The 18,882-nt window shown below is 42.5% G+C and carries 11 protein-coding genes; 3 read left to right on the forward strand and 8 right to left on the reverse strand.

What is annotated here, in order from left to right; genetic code table 11:
• Positions 1-97: 97 nt before the first annotated feature.
• The 3 genes from rpoH to Xmir_RS10000 all read left to right on the forward strand — a co-directional run bounded on the left by rpoH (position 98) and on the right by Xmir_RS10000 (position 11,883).
• Positions 98-955, forward strand: a complete 858-nt coding sequence (gene rpoH, locus Xmir_RS09985) for an RNA polymerase sigma factor RpoH (protein WP_099114223.1) — start codon at positions 98-100, stop codon at positions 953-955.
• Between the two features lie 573 nt (positions 956-1,528).
• On the forward strand, positions 1,529-10,549 hold the full coding sequence (locus Xmir_RS09995; RefSeq protein ID WP_099114225.1) for a TcdA/TcdB pore-forming domain-containing protein: 9,021 nt from the start codon (positions 1,529-1,531) through the stop codon (positions 10,547-10,549).
• Positions 10,550-10,740: 191 nt separating this feature from the next.
• Complete coding sequence (locus tag Xmir_RS10000; RefSeq protein ID WP_099114226.1) at positions 10,741-11,883, forward strand: glycerate kinase; 1,143 nt, start codon at positions 10,741-10,743, stop codon at positions 11,881-11,883.
• Between the two features lie 65 nt (positions 11,884-11,948).
• On the opposite strand, the gene Xmir_RS10005 is transcribed toward Xmir_RS10000, so the two are convergent.
• From Xmir_RS10005 to Xmir_RS10040, 8 genes are read right to left on the reverse strand one after another with little or no spacing between them, the layout of a single operon-like run.
• On the reverse strand, positions 11,949-12,497 hold the full coding sequence (locus tag Xmir_RS10005; protein ID WP_099114227.1) for a CpmK protein: 549 nt from the start codon (positions 12,495-12,497) through the stop codon (positions 11,949-11,951).
• Positions 12,494-13,039: a carbapenem self-resistance protein CarG family protein gene (locus tag Xmir_RS10010; protein WP_099114228.1), complete on the reverse strand. Its 546-nt coding sequence runs from the start codon at positions 13,037-13,039 to the stop codon at positions 12,494-12,496. Before Xmir_RS10010 ends, Xmir_RS10005 begins: the two co-directional genes overlap by 4 nt.
• The gene (locus Xmir_RS10015) at positions 13,029-13,877 is read right to left on the reverse strand and encodes an SUMF1/EgtB/PvdO family nonheme iron enzyme (protein WP_099114270.1); all 849 of its coding nucleotides are present in this window, start codon (positions 13,875-13,877) and stop codon (positions 13,029-13,031) included. Before Xmir_RS10015 ends, Xmir_RS10010 begins: the two co-directional genes overlap by 11 nt.
• Positions 13,878-13,884: 7 nt before the next feature.
• Entirely contained in the window at positions 13,885-14,148 is a 264-nt protein-coding gene (locus Xmir_RS10020; protein WP_099114229.1) for a 2Fe-2S iron-sulfur cluster-binding protein, read from the reverse strand.
• Complete coding sequence (locus Xmir_RS10025) at positions 14,145-15,287, reverse strand: proline dehydrogenase family protein (RefSeq protein WP_167385966.1); 1,143 nt, start codon at positions 15,285-15,287, stop codon at positions 14,145-14,147. Before Xmir_RS10025 ends, Xmir_RS10020 begins: the two co-directional genes overlap by 4 nt.
• 56 nt (positions 15,288-15,343) lie before the next feature.
• Positions 15,344-16,165 (reverse strand): TauD/TfdA dioxygenase family protein, encoded by an 822-nt coding sequence (locus Xmir_RS10030; protein ID WP_099114231.1) that lies wholly within the window; start codon positions 16,163-16,165, stop codon positions 15,344-15,346.
• A 13-nt stretch (positions 16,166-16,178) separates the two neighbouring features.
• A complete protein-coding gene (locus tag Xmir_RS10035; RefSeq protein ID WP_099114232.1) occupies positions 16,179-16,928 on the reverse strand; it encodes an enoyl-CoA hydratase/isomerase family protein in 750 nt (249 codons plus the stop codon).
• A 2-nt stretch (positions 16,929-16,930) separates the two neighbouring features.
• Positions 16,931-18,436, reverse strand: coding sequence for an asparagine synthase family protein (locus tag Xmir_RS10040; protein ID WP_099114233.1), 1,506 nt, complete (start codon positions 18,434-18,436; stop codon positions 16,931-16,933).
• Between the last annotated feature and the right edge of the window lie 446 nt (positions 18,437-18,882).

Raw genomic sequence — 18,882 nt, forward strand, 5'->3', positions numbered from 1 at the left:
GTAAAATAGACGTATCTTTGGCTTGAAAAAACCTTATAGGTAGATTCGGGCAAACTTCAAAAACCATCAATTTGAATCTGATTTTGAGAGAATTTGAATGACAAAAGAAATGCAAACTTTGGCACTAGTTCCACAAGGTAGTTTGGAAGGATACATCCGTGCCTCCAATGCTTATCCTATGCTCTCCGCAGAGGAAGAGAAGGAACTGGCAGAAAGGCTGCATTACCAGGGGGATCTGGATGCAGCGAAAAAGCTGATTCTTTCTCACCTGCGCTTCGTTGTTCATGTTGCTCGCAGCTATGCTGGTTATGGCCTGCCACAGGCGGATTTAATTCAGGAAGGCAATATTGGCCTGATGAAAGCGGTCCGTCGATTTAATCCAGAAGTGGGTGTGCGTCTGGTCTCTTTTGCTGTTCACTGGATTAAGGCAGAAATCCATGAATATGTATTGCGTAACTGGCGTATTGTGAAAGTCGCAACGACAAAAGCCCAGCGCAAGCTGTTCTTTAATTTGCGCAAGGCGAAACAACGTTTGGGATGGTTCAATCAGGATGAAGTTGATCTGGTCGCCAAAGAACTGGGTGTGACCAGCAAAGACGTCCGAGAGATGGAATCCCGTATGTCAGCGCAGGATATGGCATTTGATATGTCTTCTGATGATGACAATCACGATAGCCAACCCGTGGCTCCGGTGCTGTATTTGCAGGACAAAGCTTCTGACTTTGCTGATGGCATTGAAGAAGATAACTGGGAAAACCACGCTGCGGATAAACTTTCTGTAGCAATGGAAGGACTGGATGAGCGTAGCCAAGGCATCATTCGGGCTCGTTGGCTGGATGATGACAACAAAACTACCTTGCAGGAACTGGCAGATAAATACGGTGTATCTGCTGAGCGTGTTCGACAGCTAGAAAAAAACGCAATGAAGAAATTGCGGTTGGCTATCGAAGCGTAACTACACATACTTTTAGTGAAAAAAGCGATAATCAATTTATCGCTTTTTTTATGCGCTCAATTTGTCTGGATGAGGAGGCTGTTGGTTTTTTCATGTGGGTCCCCGATGCTGATCAAAGAATAACAATTTGGCGGTTTATAGGGGATAAAAACCATCAAAACAAGGGGATTGCGGGTCTGTTCATAATATGTGTAAAATGCGGGCGTAGTAAAATAACTGCAACGGACTCCCCCTTGATTATGGATGAGGATTATACCGGGAAACCTGCCGCCCCGGTAACGATAGAGTGTTACTTTTCTGATACCCAGATTTTCTGCTATCTCGTTTACACTTAGCTCACCTTTTGCATACAAGGCCTTAGCTGCAATAAATAGCCTTCTTTTTCGCTGTTTCGTTTAGCCCCTGAGCATTCGTTGTGTCCACAGGATTCTGAAAGTTTTTCAGACCAACACAACATCTTTTTCCATCAACTAACTACCATCAACTAACTAACTTATCTACCGGCCGTGAGATAGCTAACATTGGTCAATAAAACAGCCGGCTTCTAACAAAAACAGGTAAAGGATCACCGCAATGACTTCTATGTCCAAAGACTTCACTCATTTGCTCAATACTCTGATCGATCGACAAATCATGGCGTCGGGTCGTCAGACCGAATGGTTCAACATGAGCCCCGACGAACGGTCCGACTACATCAGGCAGGTAGACGAGCGGTTGCAGGAAATGCAACAAAGCACCCTGAGTGTGCTGGCTGCCCAGTATTTTCAGATGCAGGATACTCCCGTTTCTGTCGACGACCAGTTGCAGATGCTGCAACAAAGACGGCAGCAGATGAACAATAAGTCCAACACACCAGCGATCAACGCCTACAAGCAGCAATTGGACCGCGACATCCGGTTATACCAGCGCCAGCAGGCGGCCATGCAGCACTTTGAAAGTACCTGGGACAAAGCGTTAACCATGCTCAGCCCCGGCAAACCCCTAAATGCGCAGACCTTGAGTGAGGGAGTGGCGGACAAGCAGGCCAAACTGGATACCAATATCCAGCGTCTGGAACAGCAACTGGCCACACAGGTGGCCGATTCCACGTTTACCCCAAAATACGTGACACTGTTTTCCGAGCTACAAGCCTATAAGGACGTTAATGCCCGCTACAATACCTGGCTCAATGTACCCGCTGCGCAAAAGGCTGCCGCCCTCAGCGCGCTGACTACAGTGCCTCGGGCCTCCGATGATCTGCCGGTCAATATTTCACTGCTGATGATGGAAGAGCGTCCTGGCTACATCCGCATGAACGTTGCGCTGGTCAATGCCAGCACTGATGGCCGCTTCAAGGACTTCTTCCTGGAGAACGGTAGGTTGGTCGTGCCGACGAATGGGGTACTCAACTTCTCCTTCGGTACTGCCGCCCGCTCCTTGGCTTGGCAACAACAATATCGGCTCAAAAGTGAGCCGCCATCCTTCCGTTCGCCGACCTATGCGCCAATTCGCTCGGTGCTGGTCAAAACTGAATTCGTTGAGAAGTGCTTTGCCAGTTACTTGGTTTCGGAAAGTACCTTGCGCGAAGGTTTCAAAGCACAGTTGCTGAGTGACGGTCACAAGATGTTGCTGACCAACGTTGACCGCAAGGTGCCGAACCAGATTGGGGTACAGGTGTCTGGTCAATCTCTGAATACCACTATCACCCGTGAAGTGCCATTGCCAGGTGCCTTAAGTGACCTAATCAACCAGAATGCTGATATCTCCAGCTTCCAGACTATCGGCTTGGAGGGATTTCGCCAGAACAGTTACCATCCAGACCGTGACGGGCTTTTCGTCAATATCCATGAGCTGGAACGCTCGGTCGGTTTTGCTGGTCGCCAGTACTTGCTGGAAATGCCACAGGGCAAAACCCCGAGTAAAACTTACCTGTCTGCAACGCCCTTTGTCGTGATGAGCGTTGACGGCGACAAGATGAGCAGTAGTCACTTGAGCAAGGCACAGACCGCCGAATTGTATCAATACAACGCCGCATTTTTTGAGAAGCTGGATCAATTGCGAGATGATGGTGCGAAGGCCAGTCGTTTGTTTAAAGGCAGCAGTGAACGCACAGCGTTCGAGCAGCAATTGGTGCGTTTGCTCGAACGCAACCACATTACCCCCGCAGGAGTGCTGGAGTCGGAGTACACTTATGACAGAATGCGCGATATCAAGGGCAATAATCTGAACAAGGTGTTGTGGGAACAGGCGTTCGCCGCTTCGGTCTGGCAGAGCGTCGATAACGACCCGCTGCTGTTTGAGTTAGCGGCGAGCCTGGTGAAAAACCCGGCTGTGGACAAGATCCTACAAGGTGGCTATGTACAAAATGATATTGCCCAAGCCAAGAAGTTGTTGGTGCCACTGTACGAACAGTGGCGCATTCAGGCTATCGAAGCGGAGACCCAGCGGGTCGCCAGTGCCAATGCAGCACAGCATCCAAGTAACCCGAAAAAACAGGTTTTCGATCAGGTGGCCGTTGAGCGTTCATTGGATGGCAAGTTGCTCACCCTGTTATTGGCCGGTCCCAAGGGCCTTGAAAGCGACGATGTACAACTGCGTCTGACGGTTAAAAAGGCGTTGTTGAGTCATGAGGGCAGGAGTCTGCGCAAACAGGCCTTGTTCCATGTTTTGCGTCCGGTAGCCGATGGCCTTTCCAAAACCGCAGTCCCGGTCAATCCCCACGCCGAGCTGGGTGCCGGTAAGGTTATGATCAATAACCGATTGAATCAGCCTGACCCGTATCTGATCCTCAATACCAGCCCTGAGGAGCTGGCGTATCACGATGGTTCGTACTTGATTAAGGACGATAAGTACCGCAGTTACAACCAGTTCCGTTCAGACGTCAAGCATGACGCCACACGCTACATGAATGACTTGGATACCCCGTTCATGGGGGGAATTTCTGGGACTACCCAGACTGTTAGCAATGTCTTGCCGGAATTGTTCGGTGGTACGTTGAGCGTCAAACAGTACTGGCAGTTCCAGATGGCCAATGCAGCCTTCATGATTCGTAACGGCTATCACTCGTTCTTCGAAACCTTCTACGTCGCTGCGCGTTACGAACCGGAGGGTGCGGACAGTATCGGCAAGGATATATTGCGGATGTTCGACAAGTACCGCGCTGAAGGCAGCAAAAGGGCGTTGCAAGGTGAACTGTATGATGGGGTGATGGCACGAGTCTTACCCATCGTCAATCAGGGTTTGTCGGCGGCAGACGAGTTCCATCCACCGCGCTTTACCCAAATTGGCCCTATGCCGGCGTTGCTGGGGCAGGCAGTGAAAGACTTGCAGCTCAAGACCGGGTTGCCATCTCTGGGAGCTGGATTCGAGTTCCGCGAGGGCAGCGCCAATATTCAGCAGTTTGCCAACAATCCTAAATTATTCGCTAAATCCAATACGATCAGTGCCGAAGCATTGGTTGGAGCAGGGCAACTCCCGGCAGAGGGGCGGGCCCAGTTGGTGAAGATTAAGGCGGGTTTATATGAGGTCGAATACTCTGCTCAAAGCACGAATGATGTTGTTGAAAAGGAAACTAACAGCGTGCCCGCATATTTCCTCGGCTACAACGGGGCAAATCAGGACAATACCTTGCCAGCTTATATCGATATTCCTAAACATGCGGCTCCGGGAAGTTTTCTGTTCACGGGGTCGTTGTCGGGAAGTTCGGTTGTAGTGACCAACCTTGATGAGAACACTTACCGAGTTTACCACGACGGCCGCGTCAACAGCTCGCTGCTGTACGACAACGTGGTCATGGCCGTGGACTATAAGGATTATCAAGTAGCTGGCACCGTTGAAGGCTTTGCAACGACATACATGCAATATATCAATGACGAATGGCAACTGGTATCCCAGCGTCAGGAGTATCAGCGTGACGGTCAGATGCTCTGGCCGAGGTTACGCAATGGTGAAGAGCCAATCTTGATCCAGATTGCTGACAATCAAAGGGCTAAGCATAACCAGATCCAATTCGCAACTTACCGTGAAAGTATTCATCAAAAACTCAAAAAGATCGCTACTCAGTTCGGAATAACCAGCGAAGGCGTCTCTGATAAGGCATATGAAGCGGGAGAATTTTCTCCTCATCATCCGGCGATTGCAGCGTGGATTGAGCTGTGTGATGAGATTCAAGCCAAGATCACAACAGACACTCAGAAGTTAGTGGACAAGCGAGACGAACTCTATAAGACCTGGAGTAGCACCAGAGACGAGCAGATAAAACAGCTCAATATCACGTTGGAATTCTACAAGGAACAATACGATTCCGTCTTACGTGAAGTACTCTCTGTCGAACAAAGCTGGTTATGGCAGCAGATTAAGTCCAAGAACGGTATAGATGCGGTGTTGCAGATTAATGATACATCTATTCAAGGTGGCGGTCGGGAACGCAAGAATAGCTTGGGCGAGCGTTATGCTATTGCTGAAGCTTATCAACAAAGATGGCCGAGTCCCGGGTTTATTGATGGCCTGAGCAACTTCCAGGATATTAGTATCCCAGGGTTTAACGATAAAATGTCGGTTCTGGAGATGAAAAGCCTGTTTTTAGACAGTCAGCTTACTCCTAAACAACGGGGTGCCTTGAGTGGTCGTATCGCTGAAACCAGCCAAGCCGAATACATCGACAAGGTACTGAAACAGACGGCGGTATTCAGTGAGAATTTTCAGCGTGCCGGTAGCAGTTTCAGTCAACTTGCGCCACAAGATTTTTATCTGTCATTAGTCGGTGATGTTTCCGGTGGTCGTTGCTATCCCTTAGTCAGAGCGATGGCGGTGGCAGTAGCCAACTCTGGCAAAGCAGGGATCAACCGTCTGGTGGAAAAACTCTTTTTGGCTGCGGCTTCTCCTCAGGAAGGCAGTTCCATATTGTTAAAAAACAGTCTGGCAAAACTACACTCTAATGTTGAGGCTGTGCAGGCATTGACGGCTCGAGGGAAGTTTACGTTACAGAATGTTGTGTCTCTGTTGAAGGAAAAGACCGGGACTTCGATGTTTGCCCTCAACACCCGGAATCACGCGATGATGGTAGGGGTCACTATCGGAGATGAAGGGCGTCGTTACTATTTTTATGATCCAAATGTCGGAATTTTTGCATTTAACAATTCAGACAATTTCTTTCAAGCCATCAATAAGCATCTGGTGAAGCGCAAGATGGCGGTTTATTACGGTTCGCTTGGCAGTGAGTCGAATCCTGAATTTAACTTGATGGAAATCGATCCGGATAAGATGGCAAGAGTGTCGTTGGGTAACGGGTTGGACGTCGCTGACTTGAGCAGTACCGATGAACTAGCTACTGTCATAGAGCAACGGCAATGGGTCAAGCAAACAGTCATTGCCCAAGAGAAAATTACCAAGGATGCCCAGTTACGTACTGCATTGGTGACTCTTGATGCTGAGCAGTGGGGGGCAAAATTCGATGAATCTATTACAAGGCTGGCTCAGGAAAATAAACTCGACCAGCATTGGATGCCAATAATCGGCAATACCGAGGAAACGAAAGAAGGTCATTATCGCGTCCAATTCATCAATCGTGATCGGCCTGAAGAAATTCGTTGGGTAAATAGCAACGATGCCACCTTTGTGGAGTTCCGCCGCTTCGTTGATGAACATATGTCCACTTTGGGCCAGCATTTCACACTGAAAAATGGCCAGATACAGCCTAAGGGCGGTGTCAGTGAGGGAGCTCCGATTGATGGGTTGAATGCCGGGTTTGCAGTACAAACATTGATCCAGTGGTTTGCCGACAAGAATCGCCACGATGCAGCACATGGGATTGCTTCGCCTGATCTGGCTACCGCCCTCAAGATCCACAGTTACTTGAATTATGCTCAGATGGTTCACAGTGGTTTAAATGATGTTGCTAAAGTGACCGAGCTGGTGACCACTGCATTGCGCGGTGGAGTGGTAGGTGCTAAGACTTCGCTTAATGAATTTTCTTCTGCTCTGGCTCACACCGCCAATGAAGGGGTAGGTTTACTTTTGGGTGGGGCTTTTGTTGGGTTGGACGCTTATGAATTGGCCCATGCTGAAACAGATACGCAGAAAGCGGTATATGGAACTCAGTTAGCTTTCGATTCGGCCAGCTTCGTCACGGGTGCTGCCGGAGTCGGTGCTGGATTGGTTGGTGCCTCGACAACAGCGGCTGTACTCGGTGGAGCTGGCGTGATCCTAGGGGGGCTTGCGGTGGGTTTTACAGCGCTGGCTCAAGCTTTTGGTGCTGTCGCCGAGGATGCGAAGGCAGTAGGCTGTTACTTCGATATGCTCGACAAGGCTTACAAGGATCATGGCTATCGGTATGACAATGAGAAGGGAGTATTGATTCCTCTGCCTGGCGCTGTGATCAAAACCCTGGATCTGCGTAATGGTCAGATAGGCTTCGACAGTCAGTACATTTATCGCACCCATTCTGGTTCTACTGGCTCAGGGGAAATCAATTATTTCTTCTGGGTCGGCGATTTTCCAAAGATGGTTCATGACCGTAAACAAGCAATCGAAGTGCGCAGCGGGATCGGTTACAAGGAAACGGCCCATAAACTCGACCACAGTGATAGCAATGTGCTGATCCTGCCGGGTACACCGAAATCTTACATCAGGTACGAATACATGATACTCCCTGGCGCAACTACGCGTCATGATACGGGTTTCGATGTGATTCGCAGGCTCGAAAAGGACAAGCGCTTTGACTACGACTTCTACATTTTTCCGAGTGAACAAACGATCCGTAGGATACATCAGGAGTATGTGAAAACATCGATCGAAGTGATACTCGATCAGAATGACAGGAAACTGATAGTGCCTAAGCTACCCAAGGAACTGCATGGTTACCTGAATTACGAGATCAAAGGTGCCGGCGGGAGGTACTTGATCGGGCTGAACAAAGGCACCAAAGTGAAGCTTACGAGCGATGATTCCAAGACGGATGGCAGTGGTAATATGCCATCGCGCTGGATTATCGATAGCAGCCAGCTTACCGATAAAGATAAAGATATTATCAAGGTCTCGAAAAACCAATTGGAAGTCGGTGGCGTGGTCGTTGAACTCGATTCATCCCAGAACGGGCAGATACTGGTGGTTAACGGCGATAACGAAGTGCGCGAAGTCGACTTCTCCAAATTGACAACCACAGTAGTAAGCGAAGATGCGAGCAAATGGAAAGTATCCGGTCAGCAAATTGAGCAGCACCTGAATGATTTGGCTGATGCGCATCAGTTGCATGGGCAGTATGTGGTCGTGGAGAACTACAAGTACAACGAGCGTGATGTTGGTCGGGCTTTTTACGATGTAACCAAGAAACGGATGCTGTTTACCGATACGACTATCGAACAGGCCAAACATGCCCAATTGGGGGCGGTGGTTGGTGATTATGCCTATTTCTATGATGCTGACAATGCAGTCGCGTGGCGGGTAGATATTGCCACTGGACAGGTCAATGCCCAGTTTGAACCATGGTTCAATGACAATGAAGGCAAGATCAGCCATCTATGGCAAGAAGGGAATGACGTCTATCTGGCGCGCCGTTACCGACTGAAAGAGAAAGAAGCGGAATTAAGCTATCGGATTATCGGTGATCGAATGGAGTTAGTCAGTGCAGTCGGGGATGATGATCTGCTCCAGCTTTCGGCGCGTACTGCCCAGCATAGTCGTGATCTTAAGTACGTATTCCGAGGCTATGAGAGTAATCGTACTCCGCGTGAAACTCTGAAATATACGTTAGGTACACGGATAATCCAGCCAACTAGAGAGGGTGCAGAGTTGGTCACCGTATTCGGCAAGGATGCGGCCGGTGTAGCGCACCGTTACTGGATACGTACCAGCGATGGCACGCTGATCAAGCCAAATCTGGCACCACCGAAAGAACAGACCCTGGACTTTACAGGAGTCGAACAGAACCGCAGTGCATGGCAGATCCCTGCCGATCTCGTATTAGCAGGCAGTATTTCCCGGCCTTCTGACACGGAAGTGTTCTTCTTCTACAGTAGGAAGGAAAAGGCTCTATTCCGTCAAGAAGGCTCAGGTCAGGTAATGCTTAATGCTAACCGTCCTACAGCATTGCGCGTCAGCACTCCACCATTGGCGAATGTGGTCAACCTGGAGGGTAACTTGATTGCTGTCACCGAGGATGGTCGTGTGGCTCAGCTTAATGATCAAGGGAGGCTGAGTTATGAAGCGGTCAACGAGCATTGGCTTAAGGGACGAACACACTGGTGGAAGGCGTTGAGCAACGTCACCGATGGCAGCGCTACTCTGGCTGTGTTTGGGGTCAAAGGTTCTGATGGCAAAAGCCTGCTTCCGGTGTGGTACCACACCGGGCAGGTGGTGGTGGCTTCGGCGGAACTGCAAGGCAAATCACTGCAATTTCTGGGATTTGAAGCGAATGGTACCTCCGCCCGGCTTTTCGAGCCTGAAAGCGGTCAGTTGTATCTTCAGCCCGTCATGACTGACGATGCGTTGGCCGCCGCCTTTGGGACTGACCAAGTGCTTAACATCTCGGCGCAACTTCCCACTGCCCGCGAATTAATGTCTGGAGTGCATTTCAAAGCGGTGCAACAGGTCGATGTCGGCATACGCCTGACCACGGACAAAGGCGAAATCTTGTTGCGAACCAATAATGGTGAATTGCGGTTAGTTGGTGTTGATGAAAGCTGGAAGCAGAGCAATATGCCCCATTTGTCACAAGCACTGACTAAACTTGCGAATCAGTGGCAGCAGGATAAAGGCGTACTGACCTTGCAGGACAGCAATATGCGAAGTTGGTTCGATATTGACAGTGGTCAGATATTTTCAGGTAATGGAATCCCTGCCTCGAACAATCTGCGCTTTATAGGCACCAATGTAAAAAATCAGACGGCATATGTGTATAACCAGACTTCTCAGAAGTTATATGAAATCAATGGCAGCAGGGTAAAAGGGCTCAATAGTTTCACTGGAATGGAACGCATCAATTCGTCCCTGATACTTCAAGGAGGGAAGAAGTCTGATGACAATCTGACGCTACCGCTCATTGATGGTGTTGATAGTCTGGTGCTACATGGTGGGGCGGGTGGAGATACCTATCGACTCAATAAGGAGATGTGGAACCACTACCGTGCGGTAATCATCGATAATGACGATCCGAATCAAACCTTGGATCGCTTGTGTTTACCGATAGCCAATCCGGAGAGCATCTTGGTGAACCGATACGATGATGATCTGATGTTGACTGATACCAGTAATGGTACGGCATTGATAGTGCGTCAGGTATTTGGCAGCAAAGCTGAGGAACATCAGCATCTGCACATCAATCTGGAAGGCGCTTCGTCGTTCATCAATGTGGAGCACTTAGTTAAGAGCATAAGTAAACAGGATAATATCAATGGAGCGTTGATGGATTTGTCCTGGGCCAGCGGGCAATCAGCCATAACGGCTAACGCAGTGACCACTGATTCAGAAGCTCAAAATCGGAGTCTGGCGAATTTGATTGGGGCTATGGCCTCATTCCCTGATGTCGGCAGTTCCCACGAAAACCTGCTGCAAGGTTTTAAGCCTGCCAAGGCCGAACAGCAGTTTTTTTCGCCTGATTTCAATTCAGTTATAATATAAGGACGAAAATAACAAGAGAGGTTAATTGCCTCTCTTGTTTCAAATTGCTGACAAAGTGCTGGTGTTCTGCTCATGAAAAACCGGGCACTTTTTTTTGGACGGTTCCAGATTACAGCTCCATCTTTGGCGTATTCGGTTTTGCTGGCCAGAGATGTCAGAGGATATTCACCCAAGCGATAGAGGTACTTGTCATGAAAATTGTGATTGCTCCTGATTCATTTAAGGAAAGCCTGAGCGCTTTACAAGTGGCGCAAGCAATAGAGCAGGGATTTCAGGAAATTTTCCCGCAGGCGGATTACATCAAGTTACCGATGGCGGATGGTGGGGAAGGAACAGTGGAATCACTGGTTGCGGCAACAGGGGGAAAATATATTACATGTACCGTTACCGATCCGTTGGGGCAACCTGTTGAAGCATTTTTCGGTCTATTGGGTGATGGAAAGACGGCGGTGATTGAAATGGCTGCTGCTTCGGGTTTGCATTTGGTGCCGGCAGAACAGCGTAACCCTTTGATAACGACAAGCTATGGCACGGGCGAGCTTATTCTGGCTGCATTGGATCATGGGGCACAGAAACTGATTTTAGGCATTGGCGGCAGTGCGACCAACGATGGTGGTGCAGGTATGATGCAGGCACTTGGGGCAAATCTATTGGATGGGGATGGCCGAACCCTGCCATTTGGCGGTGCAGCGTTAACTCGCCTGGAAAGAATCGATTTAACAGATCTTGACCCTCGCCTTAGTCAAATTGAATTCACCGTGGCTTGTGATGTGAATAATCCGCTATGTGGAGAATCAGGCGCCTCAGCGGTGTTTGGCCCACAAAAAGGGGCAACGCCGGAGATGGTGAAAGCGTTGGATTCTGCATTGCTTCATTATGGGATGAAGATTGAATCGCTAACAGGCAAAAACGTGATTGATGAAGCAGGCGCGGGAGCGGCTGGAGGCATGGGGGCTTCTTTGCTGGGTTGCCTTGGAGCGAAATTGCAGTCAGGTATTGAGATTGTTGTCGATACCCTGAAATTGGAAGAGGCAGTTCAGGGGGCAGATTTGGTCATTACGGGAGAAGGTCGTATAGATAAGCAGACGATACAGGGTAAGACGCCGATTGGCGTTGCTAAAGTTGCCAAAAAATTTGGTATTCCGACGATCGCTCTAGTGGGTGGAATGAGCCAAGATTACTCTGTCGTGCATCAACATGGGTTGGATGCAGTATTTTCCATCGTACCGGGAGCTTGCTCTCTGTCAGATGCTCTTACCAATGGTGCCGATAACTTGCAGGTAACGGCACGTAATGTTGCGGCGGTTTGGGCTATATCTCATCAAAAGGCATAAAAATCAGTTTAAAATAGTGTATTGAATGTTGTCCTTTATAAAGGAGAGATTGCTGGATTATTCCTTTAATAAAGTAAATCAAGTTGAGTTGGTTCATCAGTTATTTCTATAACCCCTGAACTCATTTTTTCAAATTCAACTCGATATTTTGCTACGTTAATTCCCGTAACAATATTATCCAAATAAGAATATGCAACTCTGACTGATTTATTTTTAGCCCATTCAGGCAATGACTCTATATAATAATTAAAAATAATAAATCCTTTTTTTTCGTCTATATGAGTAATACTTTCAATATTTTTCACTATGATTCTACCATAACAGAAATCACCACTCCTTTTAAATTCCTTTGAACCTAACAGGGTTAAAAACCATACTTTATTATGGCCTTCAATACTGGATTTCACTAATCCTGCATCAACAAGAGATTCCATCTTTGCATTAATCCAGACAGAACTGCCATTTTTAACTGAAACAGGCCACTGGGTTTCACCAAGACATAAAGGTGTTTGATTATCAAGTTTTTTTTGTATTTTATCCATATATTCATAGTTATTAATAGCATAACAAAGAACAGATGAAAACGATAATAAAATAAAAATAATAAACCTCATAAGCCTCCCTCCAAATTAAATTCCATAAAAGCTTCATCGACACTTTTATATTTATTTTTAGTAATATAAGAACTGGTATAATCCCAGTAAAAAATAGAAACACCTGGTACTTCATGATTAGTTTTTATATCATATCTGCTAAATTTAACAGGTAACTCATCAAAAACGTTATCATTTGTTAATTTATCATATATTTTATGGGCAATAACTATATAGTAATATCCTTTTTCTTTACGTAACTCGTAATCAGTTATTTTTATGGGCGATGCCGATAAACGGAAATCAAACCAAGTAAAACCTACATCATGTGGAATAGGAACAATATTATAATTCCCATTTTTATTTTTTATGAAAATAGTTAAAGTATTACTAGGGTGAGAAGTATTATTATCAAATTCGGCATGAAAAATGACATCTTTTATGCCATCACCATTCAAATCTATAAAATTTACACCATCCTTAAGCGCAACCTTAGAGCTACCATGAGCAAAAAAGTTGAATGATAAAAAGATTAATAGTATAAAAAATATTTTAATTTTCAATTATATGGCTCCTGGCTAACCTAAATCCGATATCAGGCATAAAAAATCCTGCGCTATGGTTATCACAACTTACCAAAGTAGTTGAGTGAGAAAGATAACTTCCTCCACAGAAATAATACATTTTAACTTTTCCTAAATTATAACTATCATAAACCCATTCAGAAACATTACCACTCATGTCATATAACCCTAAAGCATTGGGTGATAGTTTACCAACAATATTCGTGCCAAAATTATTAGTATTCAATTCAGGATACCACGCAACTTTTTTGGCATTATCACTACCAGAATGACGGTATCCATATGTACCAGATTTTAATGCTGGTTTTCCACCTCGTGCAGCGACATGCCATTCATTTAGGGTAGGTAAGCGATATCCATTCGCCTGTTTATTTATGAGTATATCTATATCTTTAGCACTTTTTCGGATGGGGGCATTGTTTTTTTGTAAATATACTGGTGTTAAGTTTGACTTTTCACTTAACGCATTGGCGAAAATAACAGCATCCAACCACTCAATATTTGTCACAGGATGTTGACCTTCATCCCATTCAGGAGGAAGGCAGTCTTCATAAGTTGCGCCATTGCAGCCATCATGAAATTCATAACCATTCAAAATTGCCCATTCATATACTTCTTGATACAGAGAATAAGTGACTTCATTTTTCAGAATGTAAAAAGAATTTAATTCTACATTTGAATGTGATATGTAATCTTGATTCCCAAAAACAGTGCCAACATAAAAATGCCCACCTTCAACAAAACTTTCACTAATATTATTATTTGAATACGCTTGAAACGACATAATAAAATATAAAAATGAAATTATATATCGCATATTATCCTCATGAAATTTCAATATTCCCTTTAGGAAATGAGCAGCATGCCAGAATATACCCTAATGAAATATCTTCTCGAGATATTCCTCCAGAATGGTCAAGATGAACCTCACCAGAAATAAGTTTTATTTTACATTTTCCACAATGCCCAGAAGCACAATGGTATTTTAAATTAATATTGTTTTTGTATGCGCATTGTAAAATTGATTCATGTGACTCGATGTCAAATGTATTCTCACCAATTTTTAATTTAAAAATCTCATCTTTCATTTAATGCTCCTTCTAATTCTTGATATTATCTCCTTTCTTATGATTGTATTTTCTCTCATAAAGGTATCTATAGATACAGCATTTTCATTTATTCTTCTTAACAAATAGGGTAATGATTTATTAAATGGCCCATATGGTAAATATTTACATACTTTAGCGCCGCTGTTTACTAAATTAGATGAGATGTGATCTCCAATACCGTATAATTGCCCCATCCAACATGGCTTATGTTTCAACATATCTTCGTTCAATATGTTTGATATACTTACTTCATTATGAGTGGCAAAGAAAGGAGAGAAAAAACCGATATTTTCGGCAATGTATTTTACTGCAACATTATAGTTATAATCTGTTTCTTCTTTTTTTGAAAAGACAGATCCAATTGCTCTTTCATGATTTATAATCTCTTCTTCTAAATATGCACCTCTCACAAGTTTTACTCCTACCTTAATTTTGTTACCAACTGCAATAACGTGGAGATCTTTTAAAATGCTAAGCGATTCCTTTTTATAACATTGTATGGTTAATGTTATAATTGGTTCTTTTTTATTATAGTTAATCATGCTATTTATTGCAATTGTATCAACGGCGGATTGTACCCAAGATTGTTCTGCATCAATCATTATACGAACAGACTTCTTATACGCATAAGAAAATATTTTCTCATAGCGAGCCAACACCCGTTCCCAAGCATCTGAATTTTCTTCTAAAAATGTCCGGCTTTTTGTTCTTTCTTCATAAATATGAATGGCTCCTAATGACGATGGTTTAATAACAACATAAGGTATCTTTTTTTCATTACTGGAAAAGTTAATTAATTTTAGTGTTGACTCAACTGCATCATCAAAAAATTGTTCATTATTTTCTCCTTCTATTGCGTAATCCAGTACACTGTAAATATTATTTTTACCTAAAAAATTGACAATTTCCTTAGCTTCGGTGAGGGTTTCACCTCCAAAATAGACGTTGTTTAAAAATTTTGTTATGAATTTTACTTTTCTATTAATTGTGAAATTAACTAACTTTAAAGATATATTCTTTGTGAATTTATTTGTAAGTAATAATGTTGCAATGAATTTAAGTAAAAGTGTTAGAGTACTATATCTTGAATATAGTGATATTTTTTCTTGATATTTCAATAAATGCTCCATTTTTAATTTTAGCCGAGCTCATGCCCGGCTTTTTATTGATGAAATTAGATATCTGCGGTTTGCCCACGGTAAAGACGACGAATAATCTTGTCATCGTCAAACTCTTCCCTTTCATGAATAACTCTTCTGTTATCCATGATAATTAAATCTCCTGCTTCCCAATAGTGTTTATAATAGTAACGGGGTTTTTTCATAAATGAGGTAAGTTCTGTGAAGAATCTCTTTGTTTCCTCTGTTGTAAACCCAACAATCCTAGGTTCCCAACTAGCGGGCTGATTTTCATCGAATGGGAAATATATCAACATTTTTCTTACCCACCCAAGATCAGTGAATACAGGAACTTTAAACCATCCGGCAGGAGAAACATCTACATAATAACCACGTTCCAATACCCTGACTTCAAAAATTTCATTCTCTAGTACCTTCAATAAGTGTTCAGGCATCTCCTTGCACGCGAGAACATGGTCACATACAGTAGTTGCACCACGGAATTTCATATTTTTTATTTCTGCTGCGTATAAAAAAACTTGGTCTACTTGAGACAACAATAAACCACCATCGGCGTGAAATGGCAGTTGCCCACGTCCAGTAACAATTTTTCCCTTCTCTCCTTCAAGTTTTAGTGTGTCACGATAACCAAAACCAACCTCGATCTTTTCATCAACATATTCAACTATTGTTCCATACTTGCTGTATATATCACGGAATTCATTAGCATCGATATTAAGTTGATTGACTATGACAAAACCTTGGCGCATAAGAAGGTTTTTGATTACTTCAGTGTCTGTTTTTAGAAAATTATCCGCATTAATTTTGGCACCAAAACCCGATTTCATTATTGGTGACCATTGTAAATTATTATTCATATAATTCCTTTGATTAATATTTTTCACCAAGTACTTTTTGGAAATGCTTTTGTGCATCTCTAGCACCAAACGAATTTTTATGGACTAGTTTCGATTCCTGCCTGCATTTTTCCAATGCGTCAATGAACCGCTTATTCATGAATTTCTTTGTATTTGAGTATGAAGCTTCTGGATACGTTGTAAGTAAATGGGCTCGCTCTATTGCTGCCTCTAAAAGTACTTCTTTATCTGTTACTTGATTTACTATATTGTATTTAAGGCATAATTCAGATGAAAGTTCTTCGCACTCGAATACAATTTTCCTCATTAAATTATAACCATGTGTGAAGTTAAGAATAGTCGCACCAACAGAACAACCAATACCATGTTTTAGCTCAGGCATTACGAAGCGGGCTTCATTTGACATAATCCTCTGGTCAAACATCATAGCAAATTGAAATCCCATTCCTATCGCATAACCATCCACTGCTGCTATTGTTGGTTTTTTTATGTTTAATACTGCATTATATAGATCAATAACTCGATCTATCCAATGTTCTACATTTTCCCCTATTAATTTCTTAACTTCATTGAAATCACCTCCAGAAGAGAAGGAGCGATTTTTACCACCATAAACAACGATAGCCTTAATATTAGTATCTAAATCAGCTTTATTGAGTATATCCTTAGTTACATTTTCTAGCTTTTCATTGAATGGATTATGTTTGTTTTCATGATTCAGAATCAAGACTCTGACTGAACCAAAATCTCTTTCTATAATCATGCTTAATTTCCTTTTACAATTTTACGTAATTTAGTCGTGCTGGCTTCTTCAAGTGCTAATCTGCCAGTTAAAAATTCTCTGTATATCGCATAACTAAACCTTGTTTTTTCTTGATAATTACTTACTTTTGTTCCTATTATTTTTGCAAAAGATTTATTCATAGATGAACCTTCATGAATACCTATTTTCTTTCGCCAGACAATGTTTTCAGGAAGAACATTTAAACTATCTGCGTACTCACGCAAAATATTCTTCACTTCATTATTTCTAATTTTAAAGGTTGGATCTAAATTATGACATAAAGATATCAGATTGTTATTCCAAAATGGATGATATACATTCAACCCGTAACTCCTAGCGCCATGAGTAGAAAACTCACCTGTCCATTTAGTGCGGTAGAGTTGCTCAGATAATATTTTATTTGGATTGTTATAAGACTTTAATGGATCCAATATGCCACCAAATAATAGATCAGAGCCATATCCTGTTATTAACGAATTCACCTTTCCTTTTGCTAATTCATAAACATTGAATAGTCCTGATTGAATCTCTGAAGATAACCCATCAAAGATCTCATTGTGATAAATCGCTTTTACTACACCTGAAATAATTTCATCTTCGCTCAGGATTTTAACTTCATGCTCAGTCCCTAATGCGTCTGAAACAATTTGAGAAAATTCAAACTCATTGCTTAATTCTGTACCTATAGACCATGTCTTTACTTTTTTGAAATATTGACATGCCAAAGCAGTTACTAGACTTGAATCTAGCCCACCGGATAGTGGAATCCCTATAGACTCATTATTACTGGCTAGTCTAGAAATTGAATACCTCAAATCCATATCAATGATTTCTAAAATAAGACTTTCTTTTATTTTTAAGACATTATTTTCTATCGGTGAGGTAAATTTTTTACTTTCTATATAAGGATAATTCTGCTCGTCAAAATTTAGTGTGTTTATTGTTCCTGGTTTTAATCTTAATACATTTTTTATTGGAGAAAAGTCATCGGATTTTAGGGTGTCTCTAATAACTTCTTCTTCGGAACGGAAATCAAAAGAATTCTCATTCTCAATACTACCAACAATTTTCAAGCTATTCGTAATCCAAAGTGTGTCAGTTTTCACTAGGCTTACTAGATTTAAACCTCGAGACTCCGTTATTATCTCTATCTTACCTTTCTTATCCTCAATAAATAAGCAAAAATCACCTTCAGCCAGAGAAAGAGAAGCGTTTCCTAATCTTTCTCGCATTAATAAAAGTACTTCGGCAGCATTTAATGCCCAAGCATTTCCTTCTATTTTCCCTAAAGTAGATCTCAAAATAGAGATGTTATAGATATCACCAATTAAAAACACGGTATATTGGTCATTCTTACTTTTGGATATATCGGAACTATTTCTAAAGAAAATAGTTCCTTTTAATAATTCCTCTGCATTGAATGAATTCGTTAATTTACTAAGTTTTTTATCATGGCTGTGTTTAACAAAACAAAACTCGGTACTCAATTTTTAGATCCTCGTTACAGTAGTGTTATATGGAATTACATAATAAAATTATTAGCCTTATAAATATTGAAATAACCTAAGTCACGAAAAAAATAACAAATAAAATTAATATGATCAATATAAAATTATTGCATTTTTTAATAAAAAATTGTTTTTTAAATCAATTTAGCAAAATTAAATATTGCAATTAATTAAATAAACGTTAAAAACAACGAGTTATATTTCATTGCAACTGTTGAAGGTTGAATTTACTTATAAGAATAATTGATATGTCATATTGCATAATGAAAATAATTCATTATTTAAATAAAATAGAAATACATTGAATAATGTTACTTTTATTATTAATTTATTAGTGAAAGAGTAAGTATATGAATATTTTTTCCATTGCAATCATATTAGAGGTACTCTTTACTGATCAAACATAAATCGCCTCATCAAAGGTG

It is taken from the genome of Xenorhabdus miraniensis (assembly GCF_002632615.1).

What these genes read in the sequence shown, in the direction of transcription:
- Xmir_RS10030 (WP_099114231.1), bottom strand. Translation starts at nt 16,165, where the DNA reads ATGAATAATAATTTACAATGGTCACCAATAATGAAATCGGGTTTTGGT.
- Xmir_RS10015 (WP_099114270.1), bottom strand. Translation starts at nt 13,877, where the DNA reads ATGCGATATATAATTTCATTTTTATATTTTATTATGTCGTTTCAAGCG.
- Xmir_RS10020 (WP_099114229.1), bottom strand. Translation starts at nt 14,148, where the DNA reads ATGAAAGATGAGATTTTTAAATTAAAAATTGGTGAGAATACATTTGAC.
- Xmir_RS10035 (WP_099114232.1), bottom strand. Translation starts at nt 16,928, where the DNA reads ATGATTATAGAAAGAGATTTTGGTTCAGTCAGAGTCTTGATTCTGAAT.
- rpoH (WP_099114223.1), top strand. Translation starts at nt 98, where the DNA reads ATGACAAAAGAAATGCAAACTTTGGCACTAGTTCCACAAGGTAGTTTG.
- Xmir_RS10005 (WP_099114227.1), bottom strand. Translation starts at nt 12,497, where the DNA reads ATGAGGTTTATTATTTTTATTTTATTATCGTTTTCATCTGTTCTTTGT.
- Xmir_RS09995 (WP_099114225.1), top strand. Translation starts at nt 1,529, where the DNA reads ATGACTTCTATGTCCAAAGACTTCACTCATTTGCTCAATACTCTGATC.
- Xmir_RS10000 (WP_099114226.1), top strand. Translation starts at nt 10,741, where the DNA reads ATGAAAATTGTGATTGCTCCTGATTCATTTAAGGAAAGCCTGAGCGCT.